The organism is Bradyrhizobium sp. DOA1 (assembly GCF_001593325.1).
In the GTDB taxonomy this organism is placed as follows: Bacteria; Pseudomonadota; Alphaproteobacteria; order Rhizobiales; family Xanthobacteraceae; genus Bradyrhizobium.
Genome location: NZ_JXJM01000001.1, coordinates 2,341,640 through 2,357,992 on the forward strand (window position 1 = coordinate 2,341,640; position 16,353 = coordinate 2,357,992).

The window sequence follows — 16,353 nt, forward strand, 5'->3', positions numbered from 1 at the left end:
CTGTCTGCCGTTGCGTTGAATGGCGGGCTTACCCCTTACGCCGCGTCGCCAAAGAATCAGACTTCGCGCAATGCGCGATCAGCCGCTCCACGAACCCCGCGCATTTCTCCAGCTCCGCCATCTCGACGAATTCGTCCGGCGTATGCGCCTGTGCGATCGATCCCGGTCCGATCACGACGGATGGAATGTCGGCGATGTCGGCGAACAGGCTCGCTTCGGTGCCGAAGGCGACCTTGGCGTGGTCATTGCGTCCCGCAAGGCTCTTGGCGAGCGTGACGATCGCAGCGTCGGCGGCGGTGTCCAGCGCGGGATAGTCCAGGATCTCCTCGAAATCGATGCCGCATTCAGCGTGCTTCGCCTTCATCGCCGGCTCGAGCTCTGTCTTGGCCCAGGCGACGATCGCGTCGGTGACCTCGCGCGATTCCGTGATCCCGATGCCGCGGCATTCGAATTCAACCGTGCAGGTGTCGGGCACGATATTCAGCGCTGCGCCACCGTGCACGATGCTGGTGAGCAGCGTCGAGTGCGGAACGTCGTACAGGCTGTCGCTCGATCGCACGGCGGCGAGCTTCACGGCACGGCGGCGGATCTCGGTGATCAACTCGGCGGCATATTCGATCGCGTTGACGCCGTCCGGCGCGATCGAGGAGTGACGGGCGAGGCCGTGGAACGTGGCGCGGACGCCGTGCTTGCCCTTGTGGCCGATGATGACCTGCATCTGGGTCGGCTCGCCGATGAAAGCGCCGAGTGGCCTGACCTTCTTCTTCGCGATCTCGCGCAGCATCGGCCGCACGCCGACACAGCCGATCTCCTCGTCATAGGAGATCGCCAGATGAATCGGTGTTGCGAGCTTTGCCTCCAGCATCTCCGGCACCATCGCAAGGCAGACTGCGACGAAGCCCTTCATGTCGGTGGTGCCGCGGCCGTAGAGCTTGCCGTCGCGTTCGATCAGCTTGAACGGATCGTGGCTCCAGTCCTGCCCGACCACGGGCACGACGTCGGTGTGGCCTGACAGGACAAGACCCGGTCGGTCGGCCGGTCCGATCGTGACCCACAATGAGGCCTTCTCGCCGGTCTCATCGACGATGCGCTCGCCCTTGATGCCGAACGCGGCGAGGTAACTTTCGATATGGGCGATCAGGGGCAGGTTGCTGCGGTCGCTGACGGTGTCGAAGCCGACGAGGTCGGCGAGAAGGCGGCGGATGCGATCGGGTCTTGGGTTCTGCATTTTCAGGATCTAGTCAGGGGAATGGAAGCTGAAGGGCTTGCATGAACCATACCAACGGGATGGCGGGATGGGCAAATCAACACGACACTGGCCGTAGCCCGGGTGAGCGAAGCGACACCCGGGACGGTGCCGACGGAAATCCCGGATGTCGCTGCGCTCATCCGGGCTACCAGGCCTTGCGTTGCCCGTCGGGCAAAACACGCGAGCCCTAGGTCAACGCACGCCGCCAAAATATTCCACTTTACCGAAATTCGGAAACGGCGTATGTGTCACCGCAACCCGGCCCAACGAAGAGGGGCGTATCGCGATCGTCACGAACGCGGGCCGGGCGGCGGTGGACGTGGGTCACACCGGCGCGAAAAGCTTCGCAGGGCGGGCAACCGTGAGCGAACGCGTCGCGTCAACGACGGGTGCGGTTCGCGTACGGTAAAATCGTGTCGTCCTGGCGCCCGGGGTCTGTGCGCCAAGTCTCGCGGTGATGTGGCGGCCCAACCGGGCGCGCGCATCAGCCATCCGCAAGGCGACGGGGGCAATAGTGCATCGCTCCCCAGGGAGAGCACGACATAAGCCGTAAACCCACTGCGCAGGGAAGGCCGGCTGCTTGGCTTCACCTGTATGCCGCTGTGCAATCTTGTAAAGCACACGCTTTCGCACAGTGGACCGTGGGTGCCCGGCCGGCACCCGGTCTTCCCTGCGCCCTTTTCAATCGAGGGTGAGGCACCGACGCAAAGCTCGGGCGAGATCAGCCGCGAGGCTGCAAAGGTGTGTCTGCGGTTGAGTGCGAACGATCAAGCGGCCATGTCGCCCCATACTCAGTCATTGCGAGGAGCCCTTGCGACGAAGCAATCCAGACTGTTTCCGCGAAGAGATCTCTGGATTGTTTCCGCCTTCGCCAAGGCTTCGGCGGACAAGTCGCTCCGCTCGCAATGACGATGTGAAACAGCGTCGCGCCAAACTCCACTCTCGTGCCCCGGACGCAGCGCAGCGTCTCTTCGACGGTGCGCTGCAGAGCCGGGGCCCATGTATCAACGAGTGCCGTGGCCTTCTGGGTCCCGGCTCTGCGCAGCAACGCCAAGAGCGTTGCAGCGCGTCCGGGACACGAGAGCTACACCGGCTTGCCGGTATACGGCATCGACGCGGTGAGGCCACCGTCGACCGGGAACGCCTGGCCGTTCACATACGAGGCCTCGTCGCTCGCCAAAAACAGTCCCATCGCGGCGAGCTCGTGCGGCTGGCCGGGGCGCTTGAGCGGGTTGAGCTGGCCGATCTTGTCCTGGGTGCCGCGCTCCTTGGCGCGATCGAAGATCGGCTTGGTCATGCCGGTCTCGATCAGGCCGGGGCACACCGCGTTGATGCGCACGCCGGTTCCGGTGAGCGAATAGGCCGTGGTCTGCACCAGGCTGATCACGCCGGCCTTGCTTGCTGCGTAGGGATGTCCGCTGGCACCGGCCTTGAGGCCCGCGACGGACGCCGTCAGCACGATCGCTCCGGACTGTTGCTTGACCATGTGCGGCATGGCGTATTTTACCGCGAGGAACGGTCCGATCAGATTAACGCGCAGAATCTCCTGCCAGTGCTCCACGGTCTGCTCGGCAAGCGGAACGAGCCCGCCGGAGACGCCGGCATTGGCCCAGATCACGTCGAGCCGGCCATGCGCCTTCACGGCCTTGTCGATCACGGCGATGACGTCCTGCTCGGAGCCCGCATCCGCCACCATGGCTTCCGCGACGCCGCCGGCGGACTTGATTTCCGCGACGGTCTCCTTCACCGCCTCGGTGCGATCGACCGCGATCAGTTTTGCGCCTTCCCGGGTGAACAACAGTGCGGCGGCGCGACCGATGCCGCTGCCGGCGCCGGTGATGATGACGGATTTGCCTTGCAGGCGGCCCATGCGCTTCTCCCTTTGCTTCGTGCGCGCCCTTGCCGCGCGACGGAATTTCAAACAAGATTTCAAACGGTAAAGTGTCTTGAGACACGTTCACACCTGACGTACAGCGACATCACACGGGATGGAAGGGTTTCGATGGCAGGCGCAGACAAGCCGAACGTGGTCACGACGCGGTGGTGGTGGGTGCGGCACGCGCCGGTGCGCAATGACGGCGGCAACATCTACGGACAGTCCGACATCGCCTGCGACACCAGCGACAGCTATGTGTTCAACGCCGTTGCCAAGGTGCTGCCACGCAAGGCGGTCTGGTATTCGAGTAACCTGATGCGCACGCACCAGACCGCCGAGGCGATCTGGGCAACCGGCTTCCCGCGGCCCGCGTCAATGAAATGGGAAGCGGATCTCGCCGAACAGAATCTCGGCCGCTGGCAGGGTATGAACCGCGCCGCGTTCATCGCGAGCCGCCCCGTCGGCACGAGTTGGTTCGCCGACATCAACGAGCCCGCGCCCGGCGGCGAGAGCTTCATGGATCTCTACAACCGCACGCGCCGTACGATCGAGCGGATCAACAATGAGGCGGCTGGCCAGGACATCATCGCGGTCGCCCATGGCGGCACCATCAAGGCCGCCGTCGGGCTTGCGCTCGGTGACCTGCCGGAGCAGGGGCTCGCATTCGACATCGACAATGTGTCGGTGACGCGGCTCGATTATTTCGCAAGCCCGGAGCGGACCGTGTGGCGGTTGCCGATGGTGAACCAGCAGCCGTGGATCGCCGACGACGCACACGCGGCGATGCATCAGCCGGCGGGACCTGAAGTCAAGAAGCTGGCGTAGCTGAGCGGTCATTCCGGGTGGTGCAAAGCATCGACCCGGAATCTCGAGGTTCCGGGTTCGGTCCTGCGGACCGCTCCGGAATGACATCAAATACGAAGTTCATACTCTGGGAGAGAACCATGACCTTGTTCGATATGAAGGGGAAAGTCGCCGTCATCACCGGCTCGACACGCGGCATCGGACTCGCGATCGCCGAGCGCATGGCCGAGCACGGCGCCAAGGTCGTGATCTCCTCGCGCAAGGCCGACGTCTGCGATCAGGTGGCCAAGGGCATCAACGACAAATACGGCAAGGGCAGCGCGGTCGCGATCGCCGCCAACATCTCCTCGAAGGAGAACCTGCAAAATCTGGTCGACGAGAGCAACCGCGCCTTCGGCAAGATCGACGTTTTGGTTTGCAACGCCGCATCGAACCCGTATTACGGGCCGCTCGCCGGCATCTCCGACGACCAGTTCAGGAAGATCCTGGATAACAACATCGTCGCCAACAACTGGCTGATCTCGATGGTGGTGCCGCAGATGATCGAGCGCAAGGATGGCTCGATCATCATCGTCTCCTCGATCGGCGGCCTCAAGGGCTCGACCATCCTCGGCGCCTATGCGATCTCCAAGGCGGCCGACATGCAGCTCGCACGCAACCTCGCTTGCGAATACGGCAAGGACAACATTCGCGTGAACTGCATCGCGCCCGGCCTGATCAAGACCGATTTCGCCAAAGCGCTGTGGGACAATCCGGAGAACTTGAAGGCCTCGACCTCCCGCTCGCCGCTCCTGCGCATCGGCATCCCCGACGAGATCGCGGGCGCAGCGGTGTTCCTGGGATCGAAAGCCGGCGACTTCATGACGGGCCAGACCATGGTGATCGATGGCGGCGCGACGATCAGTTGACGCGGTGCGCGGGAAGGGGCCAGCAGCCCGCCCCAACATCGGTGTCATCGCCCGCCTTGTGCGCACTTGCGCACTGGGGCGGCAATCCAGTACGCCGCGGCGGCTCGATTCTAGCCGCGCTGCCCCGGAGTACTGGATGCCCCGCCTTCGCGGGGCATGACAGCGAGTGTGGATATATTGGCTTAAGCGAACGGACCTCAATCCACCGCCGCGTAAACCAGATCCCTGACCAGCGTGCGCGTGTAGTCGCGCTGTCCCGGGCCCTGGCTCATGAACACCGCGAACAGGTCTTCCTTCGGGTCGATCCAGAAGAACGTGCCCGCAATGCCGCTCCAGAAATACTGGCCGACGCTGCCGGGGAAGGGCGCGATGCCGGCCTCGCGGCGGACCGCAAAGCCGAGCCCGAAGCCGTGGCCGGGGGAGAGCAGCGTGCCGTTGGTGACGACGTGCGGGCCGAGATGATCGGACGCCATCAGCTCCAGCGTCTTGCGGCCGATGATCCTGTTGCCGTCGAGCGTGCCGCCATTGCGCAGCATCAGGCAGAAGCGGGCATAGTCCATCGTGGTCGAGACCAACCCGCCGCCACCGGATTCCATCACCGGCTGCTCGAGCATGTTGAAGAGCGCGACCTTGTCGCGGGTCCAGGGATCGGCCGCGAACGGCTCGGCGAGCCTGTTGGCTTTGGCCTCGGATGTCGCAAAGCCGGTCTCGGCCATCTGCAGGGGCGCGAGGATGCGCTCCGTGAGGAACGTGCCGAGCGATTGGCCGCTGACGACCTCGATGATGCGGCCGAGAACGTCGGTGGAGCGGCTGTAATTGAACTCGTCGCCGGGATGGCAGACCAGCGGCAAGCTCGCCACCAGCGCGGCGTGCTCGGCATTGGTGATCTTGCGGCTGCGGACGCGGGACTCCTGGTAAAGCTTGTGCACGGGCCCGTCACCCTGATGCTCATAGGTGAGGCCGGAGGTGTGGCGGAGCAGGTCCTGCACCGTCATCGGCCGCCTGGGCGGAACCAGCTCTAGCTTGCCGGCGCTGACCACGCCGACCTTCTGGTCGGCGAACTCCGGAATGAACTTGGCGACCGCGTCGCTGAGGAGCAGGTGGCCGTCCTCGACCAGCGCCATGATGCCGACCGAGACGATCGGCTTGGTCATCGAGAACACCCGGAAGATCGAGTCACGCGCCATCGGCGCGGCGGATGTCGGGCTCTGCCGTCCCAGCGCCTCGAACCAGCCGATCTGGCCGCGACGGGCGACCAGCACGGTGACGCCGGGAACGGTTCCCTTGTCGATCTCGCGCTCGAAGGCCTCCGACAGGACCTGGAGGCGCGGTCGCGACAGCCCGAGCGTCTCGGGGCGCGCTTCCGGCAGAGGCGGGGTCTGCGGCGCGCTTGTGCCCTGCGGGGCGGCTGGAGCGGTCGCTGTGGCTGTCATGGGCACTCCCGGTTGCTCTTGATTATCGGGAACGGACTGTGGCCCAAAAACCCCGGTACAAACAAGCGAAGCAGGCGCGGTTCACCCTTGCAAACCGGCCGTCCCCTGTGCTTGAAAGCGGCCCTGATCCCAAGGCGACGCGGGGTCCGTAGGAGTGTAGCTCAATTGGTAGAGCACCGGTCTCCAAAACCGGGGGTCGCAGGTTCGAGCCCTGCCACTCCTGCCAGAAAATCAAAGACTTAGCATTCTTAGCCCTTCAGTTTGAAAAGTGGTTGCTACCGCTTCTGTTCGCCCAATGTGCCCCCTTCCGTTGCTCATCAGGCAGTCGATGTAAGCAGACTTTGGCGCACTGTCTCGCGCTGTTCTTGCGCAAGGCAAAACGGAACATTGAATAGTAACTTAGCAACCGATCTCTAAATCAGCGCACGTTGCTATCGCAACGTCTTCCACTGTTTAAATGAGTTGCATTAACTTCACGCACCCGCTCACGCCGTCGTGGTTAGCGTGAAGGAATCCCAACTGCTCCAGTCGATACCGTCAAAGGCTCGGACGTACATTGTCTCAGTACCGGTGGCGGAGCCACCACGAAACCATATCTGCGGCACATCGCTCGCTGCGACCTCCAGGACCGTGCTTGCCGGCTGCTGGCCGGTCCCGACATCGCTCCAAACATAGCCGCTGTTGCCAGCCGTGCCGCCATCCCACAACTGATAGCGCGTAATTGTATCTCCTTCCGCGTCCGCCGATGACAGCCAATTCGACACGCGCGCCCATTCGTTGACGTGCAGCGCGTGGTCTGCGATGTTGGCTACGGGTGCCGTATTCGTCACCGTAGTGAAGTTGAATGAGTCCCAGGCACTCCAGGTGTAACCGTCAAAGGCGCGCACATACATCGTCTCAGCTCCGGTCGCGGCGCCGCCATGAAGCCAAATTTTTGAGACGTCGCTGGCCGCGACCGTGACTGCCGTGCTCGCCGCTTGCTGACCGGAGCCGGCATCGTTCCAGATGAAGCCGCTGTCGGCCGCGGTTCCGCCGTCCCAGAACTGATACTGGGTTATCGCATCACCGTCGGGGTCGGACGAGGAGAGCCAATTCGAGGCCCGTACCCATTGATTGACGTGTACGGAGTGGTCTTCGATGGTGGCGACGGGGGACGTATTCTGCGACGTCACGATGAATGAGTCCCACGCGCTCCAAGCCTGGCCGTCGTAGGCGCGCACATACATCGTGTCGGTTCCGGTCGCCGATCCGCCGTGAATCCAGATCTTCGAGACGTCATTTGCCGCGACCGTAATCGCTGTACCTGCGGCTTGAGGGCCGCCGGCGACATCGCTCCAAATATAGGCACTGGTGCCAGCGCTGCCGCCGTCCCAGAATTGATATTGCGTGGCTGCATCACCGTCCGGATCGGAGTAGGACAGCCAATTCGACGCCCGCGCCCATCCGCCGACGTGCATGGACTGATCTCCGATCGTCGCGACAGGCGCCAAGTTCGGCTGTGACGTCAGCGTAAAGGAGTCCCAGTTTCCCCAGTCGTGACCGTCAAAGGCGCGCACCCACATCGTCTCGCTGCCCGCGGCCGACCCGCCGCGTATCCAGATATTGTTGATTTCCGATGCCGCGACCTCCAGCGTTGTATTGGCCGCAAGCTGACCTGAGCCACCATCATTCCAGATGTAGCCACTGGTTGTGGCCGTTCCGCCGTCCCAGAACTGATAACGCGTGGCTGCCTCGCCATCTCCGTCGGAATAGGATAGCCAGTTGGAGACGCGCGTCCACTGGTCGAACTTCACCATATGATCACTGATGGTGGCGACCGGGCGCGAGTTGGGAATGGTGGTCAGCGTAAAGGAATCCCAGCTTCCCCAATCGCTGCCATCAAAGGCGCGCACCCACATCGTCTCGCTTCCGCCGGCCGCTCCGCCACGTACCCAGACTTGCGATAGGTCCGCAGCATTGATTTCTAGCGTCGTATTTGCTGCAAGCTGTCCAGAGCCGGCGTCATTCCAGATAAAACCGCTATTTGCGTCGGTGCCACCGTCCCAGAATTGATATTTGATTGCTGAATTGCCGTTGGCATCTGTGTAGGTCAGCCAACTGCCGATCTGATTCCACGCCAGTATACGAACCGAATGATCGTTTATTGTCGCAATGGGGGCCGTAATTGCCATGGCTTTGTTCCCTTCCTGGGACTGTTTCGATCAAATATCCTTCGAAATTGACTTCTCGATTAGCGTATCGTCTGCACCCGCGGCTTCGACTTCAAGTCGAGATCGCTCCAAAATGGTTTCGATCATGTTTCATCTCAGCTTCATTGGAACAGCCGCTTCGTCCCATACCGTGGGGCTGGAATAGGCGATCTGGAGCGCTCATCGCTGCGGTGCTTGGTGCGAGCGATCCCCACCGGCAATTGAAATCCCACTCCCAGCCGACTTGGGGAGCTTCTGAAAAATTTGCCGCGCGCAGCCGGGTCCCCGTGACTGGTGGAAGCGTCCTCCTTGCCAAACGAGCCCCAAGTCAAGACATTGGTGACTGGATAACCGCAAGCACGCCGTCGATGAAGGCTTGGCATTCAGCGTGAGTCTTGAAAGTCCCCTTGTATTTCCCAAATAAGAAGACGGTTCGACCCTGCCCCTTTCCGAATAGGTACTGGCCCACGGGCCGCCCGCGCTCGTCTTTGAGCTCATGGCTGACGATGGTTTGCACAGTCTTGAGGTCCGTATCGGGCAGGTTGATCTTCAAGTCAGTCTCCGGCTCTCTAACTGGTTGAGCTTCTTAGCGGAAGAGAGATCGGCAGCGACCGAGTGACAGCATCTATGGATGCGGGGACGAGCAGGCAAAGTCTGCTTCGTCAACTAAAGGCAGCCAAAGCGCGTGCGACCCCGTGCACTGTCCTCTGACTATTATCAAACCCCGCACTTCCAGCGGGGCAATAGGGGGCGACAGACGCGCGGTAGGTGGAGCCACTGCTCAATTTGCCGGCAGTTGTGGCGTACAGGTGACACTTTTAGAGCGACTCATGGGCTATATTGCATCATCAATTGAACTCGCATTTGTGCCTGAAATTTGGGGAAGATAATGAAGAAACTGGTCATCGCAGCTGCCGCTCTCGTCCTTGGCACCGCTGGCGCATCAGCCGCCGATCTGGCGGCTCGGCCTTACACCAAGGCTCCGGCACCCGTCGCCGCCGTTTACAACTGGACCGGCTTCTACGTCGGTGCGCAGGTCGGTTACGCCTGGGGTGACAACAGCACCCGTGAGTTCACCGATGCGACGGGCCTGCCCACGGGCTTTGTCCAGGGCTTCAACGCCGCTGGGGTCGTTGGCGGTGGCCACATTGGCTACAACTGGCAGTTCGGCCAATTCGTGTTGGGTCTCGAAGGCGACCTGGAAGCCGCGGACGTCAACGGCGGCTATCGTCTTGGAAACCTCAACGGCACGGATTTCCGGATCGATGCTCAGGCCTCTATCCGTGGTCGCCTCGGCGTCGCCTTCAACAATTCGCTGCTGTACGTAACGGGCGGTGCGGCCTGGGCAGACATGGACCATACCTACGTGCTCGCAAACGCTCTGTTTGAGACCGTCTCCACCACCCGCACCGGCTGGACGGTTGGCGCTGGCTGGGAATACGGCTTCACTCCCAACTGGTCGGCCCGCCTCGAGTATCGCTACACCGATTTCGGCAGCTTCCGGAACAATTCTACGGTGGCCTTCCCCGCCTTCTCGTACGAGCATGATCCGATATTCCACACCGTGCGTGCAGGTGTCAGCTACCGCTTCGGCGGCCCGGTTGTCGCGAAGTACTGATCTGTTCAACTGCTTCAAATCAGCAGCTCAAGGCCCCGGTTCGTCCGGGGCCTTTTCTGCTCTTGCGCCCACCAGGCTTTGAAGATTACTGCGCGAGGAGAAAAAGGGAGCGAGGAACAGGAAAACAAGTTGGAGCCGCAAGACCCGAGAACCCGCTAGGAAGCCCGTTCATGCGCCCAAACGACCCCGCGACGATCACAGACAGCCCCGAAACCGAAATAACGCACCAGCGAGCGGCTGTGCGGCGCTGTGGCTGGGGATGGCGCCGCCTGATGGGCCAAATGCGGCGATTCTTGATCGAGCGGGCGATCGATTTGGTGGTGCTGGTTGCCCCAGTAGAACATGACGACAGCGCGACGGTTTACAAAGCGGCGCGCCGCGAGCAGCGCCGGTGGGGAACGCAAGCCCCGGAGAAAACCCCGGAGCGTGGCGCGAACGGCGGCTAGGATATTGGTGAGAAGCGGAGGCGCCTCTGCACCCGGCTTGTTTCTACTCCGCGGGTGCAGGTTCGAGTCCTGAGGGATCGCCAGCCCTAACAAGCGAAACACACCCAAAGCCTAAGCTTGTGCGAGATTTTCAGGGTTGCGGCGCATGTTCTCGTCCCAGAACTGGTGCTACGCCCAGAACAGCTTTTCTGCGCTTTAGCTAATCCCGGCATCCTACACTGCAAAATGCTTTTCGAGCAGGCCCTTGATCGCCGACGAGTGATCTTCCACCTCGTCATAATTGGAGTCTGACTGGTGAAAACTCTTGGAAGGCGGAGATGAAGAGAGCCGTTGGGGTGTTGCTGCGGGTTTCAAGCGGATTCCTTGTCCTCGTTCTAGCCCTGATCGGGCACGAGGTAGTGGTTTTTGCTACCGGCTCGGAGAAGAGTGCACGAGAGAAGGCCACACGAGAATTCATCGCAGACTGCGCGAGACGTGGGCTCGCACCCGATGAATTCACGGGTCCTATCCGGATCCAATCGCCAGAATCGACTTATGGATATGTATGGACCAACCACTCTAATGGAGTGCAGATTTCTGCGATGGTTCGATTTTTTCCCGCAGGCGTCGAAACCTGGCTTGGCCAGAATGCTCGCTTCACTCCTTACTGCAATGGCGAGAAGTTAGCCTGTCCCTAGTCGCTCAACGCCTCAACTTCGCAAAGGCGTGGCTAGGGGAATTGATGCAAGTTGCCCCACGCAGCCCACACCCGGGGCTTGAGTTGTAAAGCGAAGTTATCGAGGCGTAACGGCGGCGCGAAAGTCGCTACCAAAGCCTCTTGTTGCGCACTTGTGACAATGCGGATTGATTCGGCGTCACGAAGCTCGAACTTCGTCAGTTCATGACCATTCATTCTGAATAGCGTCGTGATAACGGTGAGAGGCGGCAAATGACTGTGATCTCCGCCCGAACTATCGCAAACTCAAGTGTGTTGTAGAACCAAGGATCGCCAGGGGAGGGTACGGTTGGCTCACTCTCAAAAAAAGGCGAGGAGTTCATGGTCATGCGGAAATTCGCGGATCACGGGATGCCCTTGGCGGTCTGACTATCCCAACCCAGTCAAGTAGCAAAAGGCGACGTCGTCAACCAGCAGATCGGCTTCATCGGAATGTCAGCATATGGCCCGTAGCTGACCTCCACGGCGGTCTGGACTGACGTCCGCCTGTGACCGATTGTGTTGAAAAAGTATTTGGTTGCGCGGGTTGATGTTCGCTGATTCAGTCATTCCGAGAGGACTGAATCATGATGGGACATCAGCGAGTTGAGCAGGCCGCGTTGTTCTATGAGTTTTCGCTTGAGCGGCACGTTCCGGCCGACCATCTGCTGCGATCGATCGACAGGTTCGTGGAACTCGACGGATTGAGGCGAGAACTGTCTGCCTTCTACAGCACAATCGGGCGTCCTTCGATCGCTCCCGAGTTGATGATCCGGATGCTGTTAGTCGGTTACTGCTTCGGCATCCGCTCCGAGCGACGCCTTTGCGAAGAGGTTCACCTCAACCTGGCGTACCGTTGGTTCTGCCGCCTTGGGCTCGATGGTGACGTGCCCGACCATTCGACCTTCTCGAAGAACCGGCATGGCCGCTTCCGCGACAGCGATCTGCTGCGGCGGCTGTTCGAAGCCATCTTGCACCGCTGTATCGACGAGGGGCTGGTTGGCGGAGAAGGCTTTGCGGTCGATGCCAGCCTGATCAAGGCCGATGCGAACCGGCAGAACGGCGTCGAGGGCCAAAAGGGGCTGCCTCCACAGGCCACAAGCCGTGCCATCGACGAGTATCTAGCCGTCCTGGACGATGCGGCCTTTGGGGCTGCGACGGAGATCGTCCCCAAGTTCATCTCGCCGGCTGATCCAGCCGCACGCTGGACCGGCGCCCATGGCGGACAGGCCTTCTTTGCCTACTCCACGAACTATCTGATCGATGTGGAGAATGCGATCATTGTCGACGTTGAGCCGACCACAGCAATCCGGCAGGCAGAAGTTCTCGCTGCAAAGCGCATGATCGAACGGACCGCAAAGAACTTTGCTCTCCGCCCGTCCAGGCTCCTCGGTGACAGCGCCTATGGTTCAGCCGATATGCTGGGCTGGCTGGTTGATGAGCACGGCATCGAGCCTCATGTAACCGTGTTCGACAAATCAGCGCGCAAGGACGGCACCTTCGCACGGGAGGACTTCACCTATGATCCGGTCCGCGACCTCTATATCTGCCCTGGCAGCAAGACGCTGACCACGACCGGGACACGTGTAAATGATGGCGAGACGTTGCTTTATCGAGCGAGTAAGGCTGACTGTGATGCCTGTGCCTTGAGGCCGCGCTGCTGCCCGAATACACCTGCTCGAAAGGTGCCTCGCTCGATCCATGAGAGCGCCCGGGACATGGCGCGGGCGATTGCCAAATCCTGGGAGGGACGGACATCACGGCGACTGCGCAAGAAGGTCGAGATGCTGTTCGCTCATCTCAAACGCATTCTCAGGCTGGACCGACTACGACTACGCGGACCAAATGGTGCCCACGACGAGTTCATCCTCGCAGCAACCGCCCAGAACCTCCGGAAACTTGCCAAGCTAGTGCCAATGCCGCAGCCAAAACCAGCCTGAGAGGCGTTCGGTTCGCGCTACTGTCTCAGCCACCTCGGTCGCAAACGGACTTCTTCAACGGAATCGACCCATAGCGGACGTCAACTATCCTTCAGCGCAACATCTTCGCCGCAGATAGCTTGGCATAAGACTCGTCCCCCGTTCTGAAGGCGGGAGCGCTCGTCTCCGTCAGCCACCGACGCCTACGGCAAGCTTCGGAATGTCACATGACAGACATAGTGCGGAGATATTCCCCTAATAGATCACCCTGTCAAAGTAGAATGTAATGGACACGTTCGTTCTCAGCGATCTTCGCAGGCGTTGTGCAGGCAAGAGACAGAGAGTCTAGCCGCACAACCGAGACATGACGTCGCGACCTCCCATTACTCCGAGCTCTTATGCTGCCTAGACACCTAAGCCGCCTTGAATCCGAATCGATTGATATCATGCGGGACGTGATTGCCGCATTCGGACGTCCCGTCATGCTTTACTCGATCGGCAAGGACTCGAGCGTCATGCTCCACGTTGCAATGAAGGCTTTCTTCCCGGCACCACTTCCCTTCCCCCTGCTCCATGTCGACACCACATGGAAGTTCCGCGACATGATCGCGTTCAGGGATGAGACTGCGCGCCGCATCGGTGCGAATCTGATCGTCTACATCAACAAGGACGGGCTCGCGCGCGGCATCGATCCGATCGGATCGGGCTCTTCGCTGCACACCCAGGTCATGAAGACCGAGGCGCTGAAGCAAGCGCTCGATAAATATAAATTCGATGCCGTTTTTGGCGGAGCGCGCCGCGACGAGGAGAAGATCCGTGCCAAGGAGCGCATCTTCTCGTTTCGCTCGGCAGGCCATACTTGGGATCCGCGCAATCAACGCCCCGAGCTGTGGAATCTTTTCAACGCGCGAGTTCGTCAGGACGAAATGATGCGGGTATTTCCGATGTCGAACTGGACCGAGCTCGACATCTGGGAATACATCATGCTGGAAAACATCCCGGTGGTGCCGCTCTACTTCGCGAAGCGGCGTCCCGTCGTGCGGCGCAACGGGATGATGATCATGGTCGATGACGATCGGCTGGCCGTCGGGCCGAGTGAGAAGATCGAACAACGCATGATCCGCTTTCGCACCCTGGGCTGTTACCCCCTCAGCGGCGCCATCGAGTCGAGCGCGGCAACCGTGCACGATATCGTCACGGAAATGCGGACCGCCACTGCCTCCGAACGCCAGGGCCGGCTGATCGACATCGATGAAGCAGCGTCGATGGAGAAGAAAAAGCGCGAAGGCTACTTCTGATGGACGACGGACGGTTCGACGTCACGGGAGCGGCCGCGGACAAGGATCAGCTGCGCTTCATCACCTGCGGCTCGGTCGACGATGGAAAGTCGACGATGATCGGGCGCCTGCTGCATGACAGCAAGCTGATCTACGACGATCAGCTTGCTGCACTTCTCCGCGACAGTTCGAGGCATGGCACGACTGGTGGAGAAGTCGACTTCGCGTTGCTGGTCGACGGACTGGAGGCCGAGCGCGAACAGGGCATCACCATTGATGTCGCATACCGCTTCTTCAGCACGCGGCGTCGATCATTCGTGGTGGCGGATACGCCTGGTCACGAACAGTACACGCGCAATATGGCGACCGGGGCTTCGACTGCGGTGGTGCTGATCGATGCACGCAAGGGCGTGCTGGTTCAGACCAGACGACATTCGTTCATTTGTTCCCTGCTCGGCATCCGGCACGTGGTCGTCGCGGTCAATAAGATTGATCTCGTCGACTACAGCCAGGAGATATTCGACCGGATCGTGAAGGGCTACACCTCCTTCGCAGCGGGGCTTGATTTCGCGTCGATGACTTTTGTTCCGATTTCGGCGCGATACGGCGACAACGTCATCGAGCGCTCCCGTCGTACCGGCTGGTATCAAGGCCCGTGCCTGCTCGATCATCTCGAAAGCATCAACATATCGTCGGGCGCCGCGAAACTCCCCTTTCGATTTCCGGTGCAGTGGGTTAACCGGCCGAACCTAGACTTCCGCGGCTATGCAGGCACGGTCGCATCCGGGCGCATTACTGCCGGAGAAGGCGTCGTTATCGCGGCGACGGGACAGAAAACCCGCATCGCACGGATCGTCACGTTTGACGGCGATATCGCGAGCGCCGAGGCAGGTGACGCGATCACGCTGACGCTTGCTGATGAGCTCGACATCGGCCGTGGCGATGTTCTCACCAGGCCGACCGAGCACGCCGAGGTGGCGGATCAGTTTGCAGCCCACCTAATCTGGATGGATCAGGAGCAGCTAGTTCCCGGCCGCAGCTACGCCCTCAGGATCGGAACCCAGTCCGTGCCCTCGGCCTCCGTGACGGCAATCAAATACCTCATCGACGTCAACACACGAGAGCATCTGGCGGCATCAACGCTCAAGCTGAACGAGATCGCGTTCTGCAATTTCTCGACGATCTTACCGGTCGTGTTCGATCCGTATCAGACCAATCAGCGGACGGGCGCCTTCATCGTCATGGACCGCCGCACCAACAGAACCGTCGGAGCGGGGATGATCGCATTCCCGCTGCGGAGAGCGACCAATATTGCCTGGCAGCCGGTGCTCGTCAGCAAGAATCAACGCGCCGCGCTCAAGAACCAGAGACCATGCATTCTCTGGTTCACCGGTCTCTCCGGCGCCGGAAAATCTACCATCGCGAATCTCGTCGACCAAAAGCTGTTTGCCATGGCGCGTCACACCATGCTGCTGGACGGCGACAATGTACGCCACGGGCTCAACCGCAATCTCGGCTTCACCGAAGCCGACCGCGTCGAGAACATCAGGCGCGTCGGCGAAGTCGCCAAGCTGATGATGGAGAGCGGCCTCATCGTCATCTGCTCCTTCATATCGCCCTACAAAGCGGAGCGCGACATGATCAGGGCGCTGGTCGACGAGAACGCTTTCATCGAGATCTTCATCGACACCCCAATCGACGAATGCGTCAGACGGGATCCAAAGGGACTTTATGCCAAGGCCCGGGCCGGCGAGCTGAAGAACATGACCGGCATCGATGCACCCTATCAGCCGCCGGATGCTCCGGATCTGCATCTTACGACGGTCGGCCGGCAGCCTGAATGGCTTGCCGATGAAGTCGTAGACGCCCCAGTGAGCCGGCAGTTCATCGAGCCGGTCCGGAACGACTAGCCGCAGCAATCAACCACTTCATCGCGGTCG

The 16,353-nt window shown here is 60.9% G+C and carries 12 protein-coding genes and 1 tRNA gene; 8 read left to right on the forward strand and 5 right to left on the reverse strand.

The genetic code is table 11. The annotated features are described in order from the left end of the window. Nucleotides 1–28: 28 nt before the first annotated feature. Both argE and SE91_RS11020 read right to left on the reverse strand, forming a co-directional pair. Nucleotides 29–1,228 (reverse strand): acetylornithine deacetylase, encoded by a 1,200-nt coding sequence (gene argE, locus SE91_RS11015; RefSeq protein WP_061847625.1) that lies wholly within the window; start codon nt 1,226–1,228, stop codon nt 29–31. Nucleotides 1,229–2,333: 1,105 nt separating this feature from the next. After that, nucleotides 2,334–3,119, reverse strand: a complete 786-nt coding sequence (locus tag SE91_RS11020; protein WP_008549480.1) for an SDR family NAD(P)-dependent oxidoreductase — start codon at nt 3,117–3,119, stop codon at nt 2,334–2,336. A 132-nt stretch (nt 3,120–3,251) separates the two neighbouring features. On the opposite strand from SE91_RS11020, the gene SE91_RS11025 reads away from it, so the two are divergent. Together SE91_RS11025 and SE91_RS11030 are read left to right on the forward strand one after the other, a co-directional pair. After that, complete coding sequence (locus SE91_RS11025) at nt 3,252–3,950, forward strand: histidine phosphatase family protein (protein ID WP_061847626.1); 699 nt, start codon at nt 3,252–3,254, stop codon at nt 3,948–3,950. 119 nt (nt 3,951–4,069) lie between these two features. Beyond that, nucleotides 4,070–4,837: an SDR family NAD(P)-dependent oxidoreductase gene (locus SE91_RS11030; protein WP_061847628.1), complete on the forward strand. Its 768-nt coding sequence runs from the start codon at nt 4,070–4,072 to the stop codon at nt 4,835–4,837. A gap of 197 nt (nt 4,838–5,034) precedes the next feature. On the opposite strand, the gene SE91_RS11035 is transcribed toward SE91_RS11030, so the two are convergent. Next, complete coding sequence (locus SE91_RS11035; RefSeq protein ID WP_061847630.1) at nt 5,035–6,270, reverse strand: serine hydrolase domain-containing protein; 1,236 nt, start codon at nt 6,268–6,270, stop codon at nt 5,035–5,037. 150 nt (nt 6,271–6,420) lie between these two features. Between SE91_RS11035 and SE91_RS11040 the strand changes: the two genes are divergently transcribed. Further along, nucleotides 6,421–6,496: transfer RNA gene (locus tag SE91_RS11040), tRNA-Trp, on the forward strand. Between the two features lie 259 nt (nt 6,497–6,755). On the opposite strand, the gene SE91_RS11045 is transcribed toward SE91_RS11040, so the two are convergent. Next, nucleotides 6,756–8,441: a hypothetical protein gene (locus SE91_RS11045; RefSeq protein WP_061847631.1), complete on the reverse strand. Its 1,686-nt coding sequence runs from the start codon at nt 8,439–8,441 to the stop codon at nt 6,756–6,758. Nucleotides 8,442–8,787: 346 nt separating this feature from the next. After that, entirely contained in the window at nt 8,788–9,012 is a 225-nt protein-coding gene (locus SE91_RS11050) for a hypothetical protein (RefSeq protein WP_061847632.1), read from the reverse strand. Nucleotides 9,013–9,348: 336 nt separating this feature from the next. Here SE91_RS11050 and SE91_RS11055 point away from each other — a divergent pair, with 336 nt between their 5' ends. The 5 genes from SE91_RS11055 to cysN all read left to right on the forward strand — a co-directional run bounded on the left by SE91_RS11055 (nt 9,349) and on the right by cysN (nt 16,323). Further along, nucleotides 9,349–10,077 (forward strand): outer membrane protein, encoded by a 729-nt coding sequence (locus SE91_RS11055; RefSeq protein WP_061847633.1) that lies wholly within the window; start codon nt 9,349–9,351, stop codon nt 10,075–10,077. 170 nt (nt 10,078–10,247) lie between these two features. Beyond that, a complete protein-coding gene (locus SE91_RS36160; RefSeq protein ID WP_156489571.1) occupies nt 10,248–10,523 on the forward strand; it encodes a hypothetical protein in 276 nt (91 codons plus the stop codon). A 1,281-nt stretch (nt 10,524–11,804) separates the two neighbouring features. Further along, nucleotides 11,805–13,157: an IS1182 family transposase gene (locus tag SE91_RS11065; RefSeq protein ID WP_061847637.1), complete on the forward strand. Its 1,353-nt coding sequence runs from the start codon at nt 11,805–11,807 to the stop codon at nt 13,155–13,157. A gap of 377 nt (nt 13,158–13,534) precedes the next feature. After that, the gene (gene cysD, locus SE91_RS11070) at nt 13,535–14,434 is read left to right on the forward strand and encodes a sulfate adenylyltransferase subunit CysD (protein WP_061847638.1); all 900 of its coding nucleotides are present in this window, start codon (nt 13,535–13,537) and stop codon (nt 14,432–14,434) included. Next, nucleotides 14,434–16,323: a sulfate adenylyltransferase subunit CysN gene (gene cysN, locus SE91_RS11075; protein ID WP_061847640.1), complete on the forward strand. Its 1,890-nt coding sequence runs from the start codon at nt 14,434–14,436 to the stop codon at nt 16,321–16,323. The genes cysD and cysN overlap by 1 nt, the downstream gene beginning before the upstream one ends. Nucleotides 16,324–16,353 lie beyond the last annotated feature (30 nt).